The organism is Nitrospina sp. 32_T5, assembly GCF_052156635.1.
Lineage (GTDB): Bacteria > Nitrospinota > Nitrospinia > Nitrospinales > Nitrospinaceae > Nitrospina.
In genome coordinates this window covers 94457-111645 of record NZ_JBQKUO010000004.1, presented here as the reverse complement: position 1 = coordinate 111645, position 17189 = coordinate 94457, and the positions used below count along the sequence as shown (strand labels likewise).

The following is a 17189-nucleotide window of genomic DNA, read 5'->3' as shown; positions in this document are numbered from 1 at the left end:
ATCGGCGGCTTATTGCGTGGCTTCCAGTTCCCGCGCCCGTTTGCGTTTGGTGCGGTACCGAAGGAACAGGCTGATGAGGGCCAACACGATCAGGATGATGAGTGCGACCCGGAATTCGGTCGAACCGATATCCAGAAGGGTGCTTCCGAAAAACCCGTAAGCGTACGCACGCGGCGTCAAACCCAGCACATGGGCAAGGATGTAATGCCGGAACGGCATGGTCGACAGCCCCGCGCCGTAGTTGATCACCGTCACAGGCATGATGGGGATGAGGCTCAACAACCACACCATCGAGAAGCTGAAACGCGTGTCGTCAATCATGTCAGCGCCCAGTTTCAGCTTGCTCTTCACATAGTCATGGCCCATGGTGCGGGCGATCCAGAACCCCAGCGTGCCCCCAGCCGCTGCACCGACCGATGCATACAACGGACCCACCACCGGTCCGAATGCCAGACCCCCGGCAATGAACAGGGCGATGGAAGGAATCAGGAACAGAGGCCGGATGACAAACACGCCGATGTAAAGCACCGGGCCCCAGACTCCCATCGACAGCACAAAGGCCTGGAACGATTCCGGGGTCAGTTTCACCCCATGCCGGGAAAAGTAAAACCCGGTTCCGAAACCAACCAGAATCAAAATAATGAACTTGATGAAGCGCCGACGCACGGAGGCGGGAATGGTGGATTTGCTTTCTTCCTGACCCGTGGCATCCATAGGTTCTCTTTTCAGGCGTTGTCCGCGACTGGACTTCTACTGCAAAAAGGCTATTAAAACTCGATACAACCATTCTAAAGGAAATCAGGTTTCTTAAAAATAATTAAAAAATAAAGCTTTATATAACTTCGTGGGTGGTAGGAAAATAGGATTGAGCCTTATAGGAATTGGTATTATCAATTGTAGTAGAAATTCTAATTTTTTATTGACTTGCACCTTAATCCAAGTATACTGGCCACAATTAAGTGTAAGGGGCGAAATGGGTTGCAGGCGGGCCCCTCTGAAAAGGGTACTAAGCGACCGGCACGGTCCGGTTGATAGAAGTTTTGGGGCAATTGGATCCACAGGGGCAGATTGAGTGATCCAAATTTAAATGGGGCAATGTTCAATTTTATTGGGTAAGGGAGGTCCGTTATGAAAAAAGTCCTGTTCGTAGCTGTTATCGCTGTGCTCGCGCTCTGCTTTTCCGCTTCCGCATTTGCTGGAACCCTGAAACCGGGCGACAAGACATCCTGCGTGGATGCCAACCAGATCACTCTGCAAGCCGCAGGTAATTCTTCACATGGGGACGGGGTAAGTGCCAATGCGGTTATCTGGAAATCTTCCAATGCCACCACCATTCCCATCACCTTGGGACCGGGTCAGAACCATGGTCTGGAAGGCGACCGGGGTGTGGGCATGGCCAACAAGCACAGCATGGGTCGTCAGTCGGTTACCTTGACACACGAACCCAATTTCAGCCGTGGTGATTCGCTGGGCGATATCAGTGGCGAAGTCCGCATCACCAATAATGGAACGGTTGACCTGATGGTCGAATGCAAATAACGCGTTAGTCAGCAAAGAGAGCCGGGCCGCCAAATGGCGGTCCGGCTTTTTTTGTTTCAGTACAGCGCCAGGATCAATCCCCCGAGAAGGATCCGGTAAATGACGAATGGAATCAGCCCGACACGGCTCACCACGGCGAGCAACAGTTTGATTGCGAGGTAACCGGACAGAAAGGCGATCCCGAAAGCCATCGCCATTTGCCCGCTGGTGAACATCAATGCTTCCCCGGGTTGTGTGATTACCGAGACGGTTTTGTGCAGGCCTGCGGCCAGTATGGCGGGAGTCCCAAGCAGAAAGGCGAAACGCGCCGCGGCGGGTTGGGACAGATTCATAAAAAGCCCGGCGGCGATGGTGATGCCGGACCGCGACGTGCCCGGAAACAAGGCCACGGCCTGAGCACATCCGATCAACAGAACCTGCCTGAAGGACAATCCGGTCAGTTCCGCTTCTCCCCGGTCAGTGCGGGATGCCCCCCGGTCCGCCCACCAGAAAACGAATGACCAGAATATAAGATTGCCTCCGACGAATGTCGGGCTTCGAAGGTTCCCCTCGATCCAGTCACCGAGCGACAACCCGACCACGCCTGCCGGTACGGTTGCCACGATGATACCCCATGCAAGACGATGCCGTGCGGGCTGGTTCTTTTTGTCAAACAGCGCACACAGCAGTTGCCAGATCTCTCTTCGGAAGAATATGATGATGGCGAGCAGGGTGGCCAGGTGCAGGATGGCATCCATAGCCAGCCCCTGGTCCTCGAATTCAAACAGGATGGGCACCAGGATCAAATGCCCGGAGCTGGAAACGGGTAAAAACTCGGTCAGGCCCTGGATCAGGCCCAGTAGAATTGCCTGGAGGTCTTCCATTCGCACCTATGCGTTCCGATACAAGAAAAATTAAAGGCTGGATCGTATTTTTTGTCGTGCTCGGGGTCGTTGCCCTCAGTAATCAGAGGCTGGCGATGACTGACCCGGAAAACACCTACCCGAAGCGCATCAAGCGGGCGGTGCGCCTGTTTTTCAATCCCCCGGCAAACGAGCTCGACCGCCACCTCATCGGCAAGGATATCGAATGCCGGACACCGCACCGGCTGTATGGTCAGGTGGCCGGGGCTACGGTTGTGGTCAAGGCGGATCATTCGGTCGGCGCCGGGGTGTTCATCGGTCCGCGCCTCATTGCGACAGCGCGGCACGTGGTGGATGGAAAATCGATCGAAGTGGTGCTTCCGGAGGTCCCAGGTGACGATTTGGCCCGGCCGGGGAGAACGATCGAAGTCGATTCCGTGCATCGGGTGCGGAACCTGGATCTGGCGTTCATCCAAACCCGGGGTTCTTACCCCTCCTACCTGGATCTGAAGGTGAACCCGGATGGTGAGGGCGATCTGATGATCGTCGGGCATCCCAATCGGAAATACTACTCTCTGCAAAAAGCCCGGATCAAGAAAAAAGATGTGCTGGAGGAATCCGAGTTCATCCTGTTCAAGGACAACGAAGTGTTTTTTGGCAATTCCGGCGGCGCCATCGTGGCCTGCGACGGGGGGCTGATGGGGGTGGTGAGCATGATGAGCAATTACCAGAATTCGGCATTCAAACAAGGCATCGGCATCAATGCCCGCACCATCCTGGACCATGCGCGCAAACTCAATCTTATTTAGGGTTTCCGGACATTCGAAGGGGCCTAAACCCCCATTTATAAAATTGATACGGCGGGTTAAAATATGCTATCTTTACGCTGGCTTGGGAGGACGTTGGTATATTATAAGGGTTAAGGCCGAATGCCATTCCGGGCGCCTGCCTGAAGGTTTTGCCCACCCCCTCTGTATCTCGCACTGAGTCCGCCGGACCTGCTTTTTATAACATCTGATAAAAAAAGAATTTGAAGGATGAATGAATTTCCACGCATTCAGCGTTTGCCCCCTTATGTGTTCAACATCGTCGGTGAGTTGAAACTGCAGGCCCGCCGCCGCGGAGAGGACATCATCGATTTTGGCATGGGCAACCCGGACCAGGCCACGCCCCAGCACATCGTGGACAAGCTGGTGGAGGCCATCCAGAAACCGCAGAATCACCGTTACTCGCTTTCCCGTGGCATACCCAAGCTGCGGCACGCGATCGCGGATTGGTATCAGCGGGAGCATGGGGTGTACATTGATCCGGAGACCGAAGCCATCGCCACCATCGGCTCGAAAGAAGGTATTTCATCCCTGGCGCTCGCTATCACCGGGCCCGGTGACAGTGTGCTGGTGCCAACGCCGACGTACCCGATTCACACCTACGCCTTTATCCTGGCAAATGCGGACATCACTTCCGTACCCCTTAATAAAGACGTCGATTTTTTTGAAGCCCTGCTGAAAGCGTTCAAACAGAGCTGGCCGCGGCCCAAAGCCCTCATCATCAATTTTCCGCACAACCCGACTACGCAGGTGGTGGACCTCGATTTCTTCGTCAAGGTGGTGGACTTCGCCCGCGAGCACAAGTTGATCGTGATCCATGATTACGCTTACGCCGATCTTGTTTTCGACGACTACCGCGCACCCAGCCTGCTCCAGGTGCCCGGCGCCAAGGACGTGGGCGTGGAATGCTTCACGCTGTCTAAAAGCTACAACATGCCCGGCTGGCGGGTGGGTTTCATGGTCGGCAACCGTGAGATCATCCACGCGCTGTCCCGCATCAAGAGTTATCAGGACTACGGCATGTTCCAGCCGATCCAGATCGCGTCCATCATTGCGCTCAACGGGCCCCGCGATTGTGTGAATGAGATCCGCGACATGTACAAGGCCCGGCGGGACGTGTTGTGCTCCGGGCTCAACCGCATCGGATGGCCGGTGGAGCCGCCCAGGGCCACCATGTTTGTCTGGGCGGAAATCCCCGACCAGTTCAAGCAGATGGGGTCGCTGGAGTTTTCCAAACTGCTTCTCGATAAAGCCAAGGTGGCGGTCTCGCCGGGCATCGGATTCGGCGACGGCGGCGATCATTTTGTCCGTTTTTCCCTGGTGGAAAACGAGCACCGCATCCGCCAGGCTGTTCGGGGCATCCGTGAAATCTTCTAATTCAACCTACTTCGCTTCTTTATGAAACCTGTAAAAATAGGCTTGATCGGATTCGGTACCATCGGCGCCGGCGTGGTGCGCATCCTGCAAAAAAACCGGCAGAACATTTTGGACCGTTTGGGAACATCGGTGGAGGTGGTTTGTGTTGCCGACCTCGATATCAAGACCCCGCGTGGTGTGGAAGTGGACCAGAACATCCTCACCACCAATGCGTACGATGTGGTCAACCATCCTGAAGTGGATGTGGTGGTGGAGTTGATCGGGGGGTACGAACCCGCCCGCGACCTCATCCTGAAAGCCTTCGAGCACGGCAAGCATGTGGTCACCGCCAACAAGGCCCTGTTGGCCAAGCACGGCGATGAACTGTTCGCTGCGGCGGAAAAGCACAAGGTGAACCTCGGTTTCGAAGCGGCCGTCGGGGGAGCGATCCCCATCATTCGTTCCATCCGCGAGGCATTCGTCGCCAACCGCATCGAGGCGATTGAAGGCATCGTCAACGGCACCGCCAACTACATCCTCAGTAAAATGTCCGACGAGGATCTGGATTTCGAACTCGTGCTGAAGGAGGCGCAGGAGAAGGGGTTTGCCGAAGCAGACCCGACCTTCGACGTCGAAGGCATCGACTCCGCCCACAAGATAGCCATTTTAAGCCGCTTGTCTTTCGGCACCTCCGTCAATTTCGATGACATCTACATCCAGGGCATCAGCCGCATCACCCCGGTCGATATCAAGTGCGCCCGCGAGTTCGGTTTCCGGATCAAGCTGTTGGCGGTTTCCAAGTTTGATGGAAAAGAGTTGGACATCCGCGTGCACCCGGCTATGATCCCGGAGGCCAAACCGATGGCCAACGTCAACGGGGTGCTGAACGCCATCATGGTCCGCGACGACCTGATGGAGGAAAACGTGCTGGTGGGGCACGGTGCGGGGTCCCTGCCGACGGGCAGTGCGGTGGTAGGCGACATCGTGGAGATCGCCCGGAACATCCTTTCCGGGGCCTCCGGCCGGGTGCCGGCACAGTCGTTCCAGACCCACAGCGTTAAAAAAATCCCGCTCAAACCCACCCGGGAAATCGAGGGAGAATATTTTCTACGCTTTCTCGTGAAGGACAAACCGGGTGTATTGTCCAAAATTTCTGGTATTCTTGGGCAACATGAGATCAGTATCGAGTCCATGATCCAGCGGGGACGGGATATGGACGGCAAGGGCGTTCCCCTCGTGATGATGACACACCAGGCAAAAGAGAAAAACATTCAACAGGCTTTAAAAGAAATCGAACAATTGGACGTGGTATGCGAGAAAACGGTTCTCATAAGAGTGGAGAGGTAGCTCTCGAATTCGACGCCTGGTTTCAGTGCATCAATGGCTGTTCCGGCCGGTATGAATTGAATGAGGTGATTTACAACTGCCCGCATTGCGGCGATTTGTTGGAAGTCACGCACGACCTCGAACGGCTGAAAAAACGCTCGGCGGAAGAATGGAAAAACCTGTTTGACGAACGATACCGTCGTCACGACTGGCCGTATGGCAGTTCCGTTTGGGGCAAAAAGGAACTGGTCTGTCCGAACGTGGATAACGACAACATCGTCTCCACCTATGAAGGGGGAAGCAACCTGTTCTGGGCGGAGCGGCTGGGCCAACAGTTGGGCCTTGAAGAATTGTGGGTCAAGCAGTGCGGCATGGCGCATTCGGGTTCGTTCAAGGACCTCGGTATGACGGTGCTGGTTTCGATGGTCAAACAGATGCGAACCGAAGGGCAGGACATCAAGGCCGTTGCCTGTGCTTCCACCGGCGATACCTCCGCCTCGCTGGCCGCCTATTGCGCGGTCGCGGGCATTCCGGCCATCGTGTTCCTGCCGCGCAACAAGATTTCCATGACCCAGCTCATTCAACCCATCACCCATGGGGTGATGACGTTTTCGCTGGATACCGACTTCGACGGCTGCATGAAGATCGTCAAGAGCATCTGCCAGGAAAAGGAAATTTACCTCGCCAACTCGATGAATTCGCTTCGCCTCGAAGGGCAGAAGACCATCAGTTTCGAGTTGACCCAGCAGTTCGACCAGGAGGTGCCGGACTTCATCATCGTTCCCGGCGGGAACCTGGGCAACGTCAGCGCCATCGGCAAAGGGTACGAGATGATGTACGAACTGGGCATCATCAACAAGCTTCCACGGCTGGTTTGTGCGCAGGCGGAACGGGCCAATCCGCTGGTACGCAGTTTCAAACGCGGATTCAAATCCTTTAAATCGATCCAGGCGCGCAAGACCCTTGCCAGCGCCATTCAGATCGGGGCGCCGGTCAGCGTGAAAAAAGCCATCCGTGCTTTGCAGAAGTTCGACGGCATTGTCGAGGAGGCCACTGAAAACGAACTGGCCAATGCCGCGGGGCGCGCCAACAAGACAGGTCTGTTGTGCTGCCCGCACACCGGGGTGGCCCTGGCGGTCATGGAAAAACTGCTCAAGCGCGGGGTGATCAAAAAGAACCACCGGGTGGTCGTCATTTCAACGGCCAACGGATTGAAGTTCACCGACTTTCTTGTTAAATACCATTCCAATACCCTTCGAGGGGTCGAACCGGAATGCCTGTTCAAACCATTTGAACTTCCGGCTGACGAGACCCGCATCAGGCATACCATCAACGAAGCGTTGAACGGCAACCTGACAGTTTGACCGGAAGGGGCCTTTCCGTATGAAACCTTTTGGTTTGGAACTCATCGAATACCAATAACCGGATATGCTGACGGGTGTCGTCATAATGGATGGCTCCCCTTGTTGAGTCAGAAAGGATAGAGACATGGCGGAGGATGTAAAGAAAGTAGCGATCATCGGGTCGGGTCCGGCGGGTCACACCGCGGCCATTTACGCCGCACGGGCCAACCTGGAACCGTTCATGTATGAGGGATACGTGGTCGGCGGCTCCGCAGGCGGCCAGTTGACCACCACCACCGACGTCGAAAACTATCCCGGGTTTCCTGATGGCATCAACGGACCTGAATTGATGCAATTGTTCCGTCGCCAGTCGGAACGCTTCGGTACGCAAATGGTTCAGGAGGATGTGCACGAAGTGGATTTCTCCAAACGTCCTTTCCGTATCAAGGGCGACAAGACCGAAGTGCTCGCCCATTCCGTCATTATTTCCACCGGCGCCACTGCCAAACGCATGGGGGTTCCAAACGAAGAGAAGTTGTGGAACCAGGGCATGTCTGCCTGTGCGGTGTGCGACGGGGCGCTCCCGTTTTTCCGCAATCAGCCGCTCATGGTGATCGGTGGCGGCGACACAGCAGTGGAAGAGGCCACCTACCTCACCAAGTTCGGCACCGTGGTGTATCTGGTGCATCGCCGAGATGAGTTACGTGCTTCCAAAATCATGCAGGAGCGTGCGCTCAAAAACGAAAAGATCGAAATGGTGTGGGACACGGTGCTGGATGACGCCATCGGAGACCAGTATGTTACCGGCGCGCGTGTGCGCAATGTCAAAACCAGCGAAACACGGGACATCGAGGTTGCGGGTATCTTTTACGCCATCGGTCACACGCCGAACACCCAACCCTTCCAGGGTCAGATCGATCTCGATGAAACCGGTTACATCAAGATCAAACCCGGTTCCCAGGAAACCAGTGTGGAAGGCGTTTTTGCCGCCGGAGACGTGCACGATCACAAATACCGGCAGGCGGTGACCGCCGCGGGAGCCGGATGTGCCGCTGCCCTGGAAGCCGAGCGCTGGCTGGGTGAACAGGGCCTCGCCTGACCCTTCCTGAAAACCGTTCCCATTTTAACCGGCGGTAAATACCCGTCCCCTGCCTTGACCCTCCCGGTCGCGCATCTTATTAAATTCTCAGTATGGCTTTCAGGCAAGGAGAATAAAGATGCGTTTCGACAAAATGACCATTAAATTGCAGAACGCCGTGATGGAGGCTCAGTCGCTTTGCGAAGGGGAGCGCCAGCAGGCCATTGAATGCGAACATCTGCTCGTGCCGCTGTTGAATGATGCCCAAGGCATTGCGCCTGTTTTGATCGGCAAAGTCGGCGCGGACAAGGCGCGACTGGTGGCCGATCTGGAAGAACAAATCAACAAATACCCCCGCGTCGAAGGGGCCGGTGGCCAGGTTTATCTTTCGCCCGACCTCAAAGGCATCCTGGACAAGGCCTTTGAAGAAGCCCGGCAAATCAAGGACGAATTTTTGAATGCCGAACACGTCCTGCTTGCAGTAGCGGGGGACAGCAAATCCCGCGCGGGCAAATTGTTCAAGTCCCACAGCATCAAACGTGAAGAACTCCTGCAGGCGCTCACCACCCTCCGAGGTTCGCAGCGGGTCACCGACCAGAATCCCGAAGCCAAATACCAGGTGCTTGAAAAATACTGCATCGATCTCACCCAGAAAGCCAGTTCCGGAAAACTCGATCCCGTGATCGGCCGTGATGCGGAAATCCGCCGCGTGGTGCAGGTGTTGTCGCGCCGCACCAAGAACAATCCGGTGCTGATCGGGGAGCCGGGCGTGGGCAAGACCGCCATTGTGGAGGGGCTGGCCCAGCGCATTTATCATGGTGACGTGCCGGAAGGCCTCAAGGAAAAACGCATCATCGCGTTGGACCTCGCCGCGTTGGTAGCGGGGACCAAGTACCGCGGCGAGTTTGAAGATCGCCTGAAAGCGGTGCTCAAGGAAATCAACAGCAGTGAAGGGGAGATCATCCTGTTCATCGACGAATTGCACACGCTCATTGGTGCAGGTTCGGCCGAAGGTTCGATGGACGCCTCCAACATGCTGAAACCCGCACTGGCACGGGGGGAACTGCATTGTGTTGGGGCCACCACCCTGCGCGAATACCGCAAATACATTGAAAAAGACGCAGCGCTGGAACGACGGTTTCAACCCGTCCTGGTGGGCGAACCTTCGGTGGAAGACACTATTTCCATCCTGCGCGGTCTCAAGGAAAAATATGAAGTGCATCATGGGGTGCGCATCCAGGATGCGGCGATCCTCGCCGCGGCGCGGTTGTCCCATCGTTACATCTCTGACCGCTTTCTGCCTGACAAGGCAATCGATTTGATCGACGAGGCGGCTTCGAGCCTGCGCATGCAGATCGATTCGCTGCCGGCAGAGATCGACGAATACCAGCGCAAGATGATGCAGCTGGAAATTGAGCGCGAGGCTTTGAAAAAGGAGTCGGATCCGCAGTCCAGGGACCGCCTTCAGAAAATTGAAAAGGAAATCGCCAAACTGGGTGATGCCTGTAATGCGATGAAGGAGCAATGGGAAAGTGAGAAGAAAGTCATCGCCGAGAAACGCGAATTGAAGGAAAAAATCGAGCAGGCCCGGCGCGAGTGTGAAATGGCTGAACGGGAAGGGCGCCTGGGTCAGGCCGCTGAATTGAAGTATGGAAGCCTGCCAAGACTTGAAAAAGAGTTGCAGGACCTGGAGTCCCATCTTTCCCAGGTTCAGACCGAAAAGAAAATCCTGAATGAAGAGGTGGGTGAGGAAGAGATCGCCAGCATTGTTTCACGCTGGACAGGTGTTCCCGTTGAAAAGATGATGCAGTCGGAGAAGAAACGGCTACTGGCCATGGAATCGCAACTGCACCGCAAGGTGGTGGGACAGGACGAAGCGGTCACCGCCGTGTCCAACGCGATCCGCCGAAGCCGGTCCGGCATCCAGGATCCGAACCGACCCATCGGCACGTTCCTGTTTCTCGGACCCACGGGTGTGGGAAAGACCCAATTGGCACGAACCCTCGCTGAGTTTCTGTTCGACGACGAACAGGCAATGATCCGCGTCGATATGTCCGAGTACATGGAAAAACACTCGACCGCCCGGCTCATCGGAGCGCCTCCGGGGTACGTCGGTTACGAGGAAGGCGGGTACCTGACGGAACACGTCCGCCGCCGCCCTTACTCCGTGGTGCTTTTCGACGAAATCGAAAAAGCGCACCCGGATGTATTCAATCTGTTTCTTCAGGTTCTGGACGAAGGACGCCTGACCGATGGGCACGGCAAGACGGTGGATTTCAGGAACACCGTGGTGCTCATGACGTCCAATATTGCCGGCAAGATGATCCAGGAAACCGGAATGCAGATGGGTCAGTTGGAAAAGGCTGGAAAGGCGGACTGGGACCAGGAGTACGAGAGAGTTCAGGAAGCGGTACGACAGGAGTTGCGTCAGCACTTTCGCCCGGAATTTTTGAACCGCATCGACGACATCGTGATCTTCCGCAACCTGTCACGCGAGCAGATAAAGGACATCGTCGATATTCAGGTCGAAGACCTGCGCAAGCGGCTTGCCGACCGGAGCATGTCGCTTGAACTGAGCGAGGACGCCAAGGCATGGCTGGCTGAGAAGGGTTACGATCCGGTATTCGGCGCGCGGCCGCTCAAACGGGTTATTCAGAAGTACGTGCAGGACCCGTTGTCTCTGGAATTGCTGGATGAAAAGATTCACGAAGGCGACACCATCCGCGTGGAAAAAGAGAACGACGGCCTGGTGTTTCGCAAAGCCTGACGATTTGCACCGCTACCTCACCCGTCGCCGTTTATGTCGGGGACTTCCACCATACGGCGGTGAAGGGGATAGTACAAGGCCAGTCTGATGGGCCTTTGTTCCCCTCGTGCCTTCAGGATTTCTGCATACGCCTGCAATTGTGTTTTGTATCGCTCTCTTTCCGCTTCGAAGAAAGCATCCAGTTCGCTTCCCTCGTGTTCGCCGGTTTTGTAATCTATAATCCAACGTACCCCTTGTTCATCCACAAATGTCCGATCGAGAATGCGGTTGGAATAAATCGAGTCTTTAGCATAGGTGAGGGCGAATTCGCTTTTTGCATCTACGTGAGCGGATAAAATCCAGCGCCCCACTTTCTCATCTGCCAATATGTTCTGAAGGGCCCGCACCCCCTTTTCAGCCACGGCCTCTGCCCGGTCAAATGGCAGGCCTTCGTTCAGCAGGGCGGTCTTGAACGCGGTTTTCATGGATTCCGGTTTTTTTGCATCCCATGCAGCGAGTCCCTGATCCGCGATGTCCTTGAAGCACCGGTGCAGTACGTTGCCGAGAAACCGCGCCTCATTGCCCGCCCAGTAGTAAGGAGGCCGGTCCTCGCGTTCCTCGCGAATGTCCAACGGCCGTCCGGTCTCGATATCGGGCGGCGGTGTGGGTGGCTGGAACTCCCTGGCCAGCCGGCGCAGATGCGGCGGCTTCGGTTTGGGGCGGTATTGGGAGGACCCTCCGGTCGAACTCATCCTCAACTTTTCCGCCCATCCGGTTTGTACATGGGGCCACAGGTGCCCCAGCATGGAGTTGGTGGGCGGATTCTTGATTTCACCGGCTTCATTGTCCAAGGTCACGTTCCCGAACAAATGCAGTTGCTGTTTCGCGCGGGTGACGGAGACGTAGAGCAGGCGGCGCATCTCATGCTGATCGCGAGCTTTATTGAGAGTGTTTAAAAATTTATAGATGGCGGAATCTTTTTCGCCGGTTTCCTGAATGGGGGCGAATAGCATGTGTTTTTGGTGGGTCAGCCAGAAAATCAATTGCTTTTCGTCCTTGCCCGTTTTCTTGCCGAGACCCGGTAACAACACGAAATCGAACTCCAGCCCCTTGGCCTGATGCATGGTCATGATCCGCACAGGACTGCCTTCCAACGCCGGTGGGCTGGCGTACAACCTTTCGAGCACGCGATCGAAACGGTACAGCGTGTCGTAGTCGCCTATGTCGAGCGTCTTGGAAACCTCTCCGAAAAACACCTCGATGTCCGGCCACTGGCTGCGCTCGACGCAGGCGGGTCCGCCGAGATCGATCCAGCAACCTTCCAACAGATCGCGAAAGTTTTCGCCGGGCAGGGCGTCGATAACCGGCATTAACTTTTTCAACATGCGTGCCAGCCGGGCCTGTCCGTCGGTGGTTAAAGTCTGTTGCCGCGACGGTTCGCTCATCAATTTCCATAAGGGAGTGCTGGTGTCAAGCAGGCACAACCGTTGCAGATCTTCCAGATGGAGGCCGCACCAGGGGGCGCGGAGGATCGACAGCCAGGCGATGCGGTCGTGTGGATCGAGCAGGGCGCGCATGAGCGACCACAGGTCGAGGATGGCGGAACGGTCGGTGATCTTGTCGATGTTCTCGGCGCGGAGAGGGATGCCCGCCTCCTGCAGGTGCGGCATGAGCGATTCCAGATGGGTGCGCGATCGCACCAGAATCGCGGTCGTGGCGTCGGGATGGTCGGTTTGCAGACCGCGGATCACATCCACAAGCTGAAACGCTTCCTGTTCGGCTTCGGTTTTTATAAAAGGATGATACACCACCGCCTGTTCGGTGGTGGCGGCACGCTCCGCATGCGAAGGCTCGTAGCCGATGGCGCCTTCCAGATCGGCGGTGCCCCCGGACTCTGTCTCCCGCTCCAACGTTTCGAAACAGGCATTGACCCAGTGGACGAGGTGCGCCTGCGATCGAAAATTGGAACTCAATTGCAACGGCACCAGGCTGACGGGACCGATTCCATTCTGCTTCACTTTGTTGAAGAAAGAGACCTCCGCATCACGAAAGCGATAGATGGACTGCATGGGGTCGCCGACGATGAACAGCGTGCGTCCATCGTCCGGCGTCCAGCCCTCGGTGAGCAGGGACAGCAGCTTGTATTGTTTGTAGGACGTGTCCTGAAATTCATCGACCAGAATGTGGTGCAGCTTGACGTCGTATTTCAACAACAGTTCCGTCGGCGTCATCTCCCCACCCAGCGAAGTCAATGCAGACAGGGACAGCTCCGAGTAGTCGGTGTTGCCGCTCTGGATGAACACCTGCCTTAAGGCTTTCTCGATTTCCGGAAGCAGGTGGAACATGGACTCGAGAAATTCCCAGTCGGAATCTTCGAAGCGTGGCTCCGGTAGGGATTTGATGTCATTCAAAACCGCGATCAACCCTGAGTCCGAACCAAGTGATTCCAATATATTTTGATACCCCTGCTTCAGGTCCTGATTGCCGCCATCGGTTTTAGAGGGGAATCCCATCCGCTTGTCCATTTTCTTTCTAACCGTACCGCCATCCGTAACCAGCATGCTGGCGATGGTTTTCCAGATCGACAAACGAGAGGAAAGAGGTTCTGGGAATTCCGTAAGGTCTTTCAGAGTGGCCAGGTCGCTTTCAGGTTGGTTGGCATGGATGTTTTCCCCCGCATAACGGAAAAAGGGCAGGAGCTGGGCTTTCAGTGCATCGGATAACAGGGCGTCCGCTGCCTGCAAACGGGCCTCCACCAGTTCGCTCAACGCCTGCTCCTGATCGTCGCGGCTTTCCGTGGAGGAAGGGGTTTCGAGGCGATTTTCGAAAAAGGTCAGCATCCAGCGATCGCGTTTTTGCAGCAGTTGGATCATCCGGTCCAGAAATTTGCTTTTGTTGTTGTCGAGGCGTTTCAGTAGCCGGCGCACCGCGTCCCCTGTTGGCGACGCCTCTTCCAATCGTGCCAGCATGCGCTGCGCCGTTTGCCGGTACAAGTTGTCGGCATTTTCTTCGATGGAGAGCAGGGAACCGATGCCGGAGAGCACGGGCGTTTGTTTGATCAGGGACATGCAGAAGGAATCGATGGTCTGGATTTTGAGGCGGATAGGGTTGTCGAGAAGGTTCCATTCGTGACGGGCGTCCTGCTTCAACACTTCCAGCGCCAGCCGATAGGTTTGTCGGCTGTGTTCGGATTCCGGCGGTTCGCCCTGCGCCGCCGTGATCAATGCCTGAACGATGCGCGTCTGCATTTCACCCGCGGCCTTGCGGGTGAACGTCATGGCGAGGATGTGCTCCGGTTTTTCCACCCGTGCCAGCAATTTCAGAAAACGCTGGATCAGCAACTCGGTTTTGCCAGAGCCTGCCGGGGCCTGTACGATGAAGGACTGCGTGGCATCGAGGGCGCGGTCGCGCTGGTCCTGATCGTGAATGCGTCCGCTCATGAATCGTCCCCTTCGTCTTCGATAGATGCTGCAATCAGCAGTTCGGCTTTGCGGCACAACGTACTCAACTCGCAACGGTCGCAGGGGCTGGGGGAGGGCACCGGATCGACCTGAACCTTTCCTTCCAGAAATTGTGTGGCAAGCTCCTGCATGCGATCCCGCCATACTGATACGGCATGGTCCCAGTCATTGAACCCGCCCTTGTCTGGAGGTTTATTGTTGATTCCGGGTAAGTCGAGGCCGTCGCGTCCTATACCTTTAAACGCACATCCCCCCTTATTGACCTTGGCGAACAGGATGGCGTCGGCAGGGTGCGCCAGGCAGTACAGCGGCAGTTGCGGTTCCAGAATACGCTCGTCGTACCAGCCATCGGCGGGAAGCTTGTTCCCTGTCTTGTAGTCGATGAGCACGAGCTGCTGGTCATCCGTGCGGTCGATGCGGTCGATCTGGAGCCGCAGCCGCAGGTCACCCAAGGTGAACTCAATCCGGGTTTCCGCGCCAAGCACTTCAAAATCATCGCGTGCCTGCTCGACGGCAAGCCACTCCAACGTCAGGTCGCAGAGCCGTTCCCGTTCCAGTTTTTTGAATTCCATTTGTCCAAAAAAAAGAAAGGGTTTTTCCGCAAGCACCGCATTGACCTGCGCCTCGACCGTTGCAGCGAGCGTTCCATTGGCAACCAAAGTATTCAGAGTGGCTTTGGTTTTAACCTGTTTCCAGAATAGTTCCAGGGTTCGATGCACGAGTTTGCCACGTTCGAGCGCATCCATCTCGAAATCTGCCCCCTGTAGGGCCTCGGCCTTGAGGCGGTGCAGGGCAAAAGCGCGAAACGGGCATTCCGCCTGATGTTTCAGCAGGGAATGGCCGCCGCTTAGAAAATCCAATTCTTTTGCTGTGACCGGAATGTGTGGTCGATCTTCAAGGTCTTCCAGTAGGGTGTGATCGTGGAATTGGTCGATGAGGCGGTGCGAGGGCAGTGCGGTGGCATCCGGCTCCACCGGTTCCATCGATTTCAATAAAGGACTGACCAGTAGCTCGCGGTCGTTCATCATTTTTGGGACACTCAGTTGAACGTCCGGTGCGGCATTCAACAGGCGCGCCAGGATGGTTTCGTAAAAACGGAGTGTGCGGTTGGGTGTGCAATGCGGCAACTGGTGTTGACGTTGCAAGGTGAATGGAATGAATGGATTCGGATCGTTGGGCGCGGGCAGATTCTCAGCGTTTCCCCCTAAGACCCACACATGATCGAACTGCATGCCCGCCGATTCCAGAAGGCCGACCACCTGAATCGGTTCCTCCCGCGTTTTGGGCTGAAAGATTTTGTCGCGGACAATGTGCGTGAGTGTAGTCATGACCGTGACACGGTCGATGTTGCCCGACACGCCATCCAGCGTGGCCAGTTCATCCAGGCATTCATTCCATGCGTCGTGAATCTGAAATTCCCGGCTGGAAAGACCCCTTCCACCGCGCGGCCAGTTCATCTCGTGCAACAGCCGGGCGATCGCCTTGCCCCATTCACTCGGGCGGCGTGTTCCTTTTGAATCCAGCCAGTTTTTCCATTTATCAAGAAATGAGGAAAATCCGGGATTGTCCTGCAGGTTTTTCAATTTAAACAACTGATTCAAAGTCACCCGGACGGGGTGATGCCGGCGCAGGATGAGATCCCAATTCAGGCGCGCGGACTCTTCCTTCACCCAATCTGCAAAATAAGGCGAGCGGAGAATCTGCGAAACCATGAGGGTGGAAAAGACGTGATGAGGACAGGCGAGCAGTTGCAGTGCCAGGTCCACCATGCGTTCCTGAGTGAGCGATGTGCCGAGCGAGATATTGAACGGCGCTTCCTTGCCCTGCCAGCAGTAAACCGATTCAGGAGCGAGTTCTGCTTTCAGTTCACGCACCAGCATTTCACGGTAGTCGTCCATTTCGGTGACAACAATGCCGATGGTTTTTCCGGGTTGCATGACCGAGCGAATCCAGCGGGCGCATTGAATGACTTCCGTTTTCGGGTCGGGGTAACGCCGCACTTCACCCTTCCATTGATCCTTCTTTGTAGAGAGGACTTTTTCGGAAGAAGGCGGTTCATCCGGATACCAGAAAAATTTCACGTTGCGTGTTTTTAAAAAATTGATGAAGCGTTGCAGTTGCGGGGTGATTTCGTCGAATCCGGCTAAGGTGATGGAGAGCGGGACCGGGATGGTTCCTCCCTGCATGCTTTTTTGCACAGCGGGCAGGAGTTCTGCTGCATCGAGTGCGTCCCACCGTCTCAATCGGTCGCGGTACTGCGTCTGCCAGCGATAATACGCGGTGGCCTCGTCAGAAAGGTTGAAAAGATCCGGTTTGTCGGCTACTTCGTATTGCTGGATCAGTTCATAGGCTTTCGCCGCATCCTGAGCTGCACCCTGAAGGTGCATGATGTCGAGCCGTTCGGATTGCACGTCATCCTGAATGATGCGTTCCCAAAGCTTTTGGGCTTGGAGGGACGAAAGAACGTGTTGGCGTGGCCAGGAGGCGATCCAGGTTTCTTTCAACCAGGCATCGAAGGGTATGATACTGGGTGTATCCCAGACTTTTTGAGATGCGGATTGATTGCGGTTGTGTTGAAGGGTCAGCCAACGGGCAAGTCGAACATTGACTGTGAGGATCAGTGTATTTGGATCCACAGGCGCGGGCATCGACGGTTTGAGTTATGTAGAAA

General features: G+C 55.8%; 11 protein-coding genes. 7 read left to right on the top strand and 4 right to left on the bottom strand.

The annotated features are described in order from the left end of the window. Positions 1-9 precede the first annotated feature (9 nt). The gene (locus ACTRW9_RS11805; protein ID WP_442425388.1) at positions 10-714 is read right to left on the bottom strand and encodes a TVP38/TMEM64 family protein; all 705 of its coding nucleotides are present in this window, start codon (positions 712-714) and stop codon (positions 10-12) included. 414 nt (positions 715-1128) lie between these two features. On the opposite strand from ACTRW9_RS11805, the gene ACTRW9_RS11800 reads away from it, so the two are divergent. Then, entirely contained in the window at positions 1129-1539 is a 411-nt protein-coding gene (locus ACTRW9_RS11800; protein WP_442425389.1) for a hypothetical protein, read from the top strand. A 56-nt stretch (positions 1540-1595) separates the two neighbouring features. Here ACTRW9_RS11800 and ACTRW9_RS11795 read toward each other — a convergent pair whose 3' ends face one another. Beyond that, on the bottom strand, positions 1596-2402 hold the full coding sequence (locus tag ACTRW9_RS11795) for an undecaprenyl-diphosphate phosphatase (RefSeq protein WP_442429501.1): 807 nt from the start codon (positions 2400-2402) through the stop codon (positions 1596-1598). 95 nt (positions 2403-2497) lie between these two features. On the opposite strand from ACTRW9_RS11795, the gene ACTRW9_RS11790 reads away from it, so the two are divergent. The 6 genes from ACTRW9_RS11790 (at position 2498) to clpB (ending at position 11078) form a co-directional block, all read left to right on the top strand. Next, positions 2498-3190, top strand: a complete 693-nt coding sequence (locus ACTRW9_RS11790) for a S1 family peptidase (RefSeq protein WP_442429500.1) — start codon at positions 2498-2500, stop codon at positions 3188-3190. A gap of 228 nt (positions 3191-3418) precedes the next feature. Continuing rightward, positions 3419-4585 (top strand): alanine transaminase, encoded by a 1167-nt coding sequence (gene alaC / locus ACTRW9_RS11785; protein ID WP_442425392.1) that lies wholly within the window; start codon positions 3419-3421, stop codon positions 4583-4585. 21 nt (positions 4586-4606) lie between these two features. Next, positions 4607-5911, top strand: a complete 1305-nt coding sequence (locus ACTRW9_RS11780; protein ID WP_442429499.1) for a homoserine dehydrogenase — start codon at positions 4607-4609, stop codon at positions 5909-5911. Further along, positions 5875-7254, top strand: coding sequence for a threonine synthase (thrC, locus tag ACTRW9_RS11775; RefSeq protein ID WP_442425394.1), 1380 nt, complete (start codon positions 5875-5877; stop codon positions 7252-7254). The genes ACTRW9_RS11780 and thrC overlap by 37 nt, the downstream gene beginning before the upstream one ends. Before the next feature lie 124 nt (positions 7255-7378). Then, on the top strand, positions 7379-8332 hold the full coding sequence (gene trxB / locus ACTRW9_RS11770; RefSeq protein ID WP_442429498.1) for a thioredoxin-disulfide reductase: 954 nt from the start codon (positions 7379-7381) through the stop codon (positions 8330-8332). Between the two features lie 118 nt (positions 8333-8450). After that, positions 8451-11078, top strand: a complete 2628-nt coding sequence (gene clpB, locus ACTRW9_RS11765; protein WP_442429497.1) for an ATP-dependent chaperone ClpB — start codon at positions 8451-8453, stop codon at positions 11076-11078. Between the two features lie 17 nt (positions 11079-11095). On the opposite strand, the gene ACTRW9_RS11760 is transcribed toward clpB, so the two are convergent. Continuing rightward, a complete protein-coding gene (locus ACTRW9_RS11760; protein WP_442429496.1) occupies positions 11096-14497 on the bottom strand; it encodes a UvrD-helicase domain-containing protein in 3402 nt (1133 codons plus the stop codon). Further along, entirely contained in the window at positions 14494-17166 is a 2673-nt protein-coding gene (locus ACTRW9_RS11755) for a PD-(D/E)XK nuclease family protein (RefSeq protein ID WP_442429495.1), read from the bottom strand. Before ACTRW9_RS11755 ends, ACTRW9_RS11760 begins: the two co-directional genes overlap by 4 nt. Between the last annotated feature and the right edge of the window lie 23 nt (positions 17167-17189).

Bases quoted from the DNA above. Each gene is read 5' to 3' on its own strand.
- ACTRW9_RS11805 (WP_442425388.1), bottom strand. From the start codon at position 714: ATGGATGCCACGGGTCAGGAAGAAAGCAAATCCACCATTCCCGCCTCC.
- ACTRW9_RS11800 (WP_442425389.1), top strand. From the start codon at position 1,129: ATGAAAAAAGTCCTGTTCGTAGCTGTTATCGCTGTGCTCGCGCTCTGC.
- ACTRW9_RS11795 (WP_442429501.1), bottom strand. From the start codon at position 2,402: ATGGAAGACCTCCAGGCAATTCTACTGGGCCTGATCCAGGGCCTGACC.
- ACTRW9_RS11790 (WP_442429500.1), top strand. From the start codon at position 2,498: ATGACTGACCCGGAAAACACCTACCCGAAGCGCATCAAGCGGGCGGTG.
- alaC (WP_442425392.1), top strand. From the start codon at position 3,419: ATGAATGAATTTCCACGCATTCAGCGTTTGCCCCCTTATGTGTTCAAC.
- ACTRW9_RS11780 (WP_442429499.1), top strand. From the start codon at position 4,607: ATGAAACCTGTAAAAATAGGCTTGATCGGATTCGGTACCATCGGCGCC.
- thrC (WP_442425394.1), top strand. From the start codon at position 5,875: ATGCGAGAAAACGGTTCTCATAAGAGTGGAGAGGTAGCTCTCGAATTC.
- trxB (WP_442429498.1), top strand. From the start codon at position 7,379: ATGGCGGAGGATGTAAAGAAAGTAGCGATCATCGGGTCGGGTCCGGCG.
- clpB (WP_442429497.1), top strand. From the start codon at position 8,451: ATGCGTTTCGACAAAATGACCATTAAATTGCAGAACGCCGTGATGGAG.
- ACTRW9_RS11760 (WP_442429496.1), bottom strand. From the start codon at position 14,497: ATGAGCGGACGCATTCACGATCAGGACCAGCGCGACCGCGCCCTCGAT.
- ACTRW9_RS11755 (WP_442429495.1), bottom strand. From the start codon at position 17,166: ATGCCCGCGCCTGTGGATCCAAATACACTGATCCTCACAGTCAATGTT.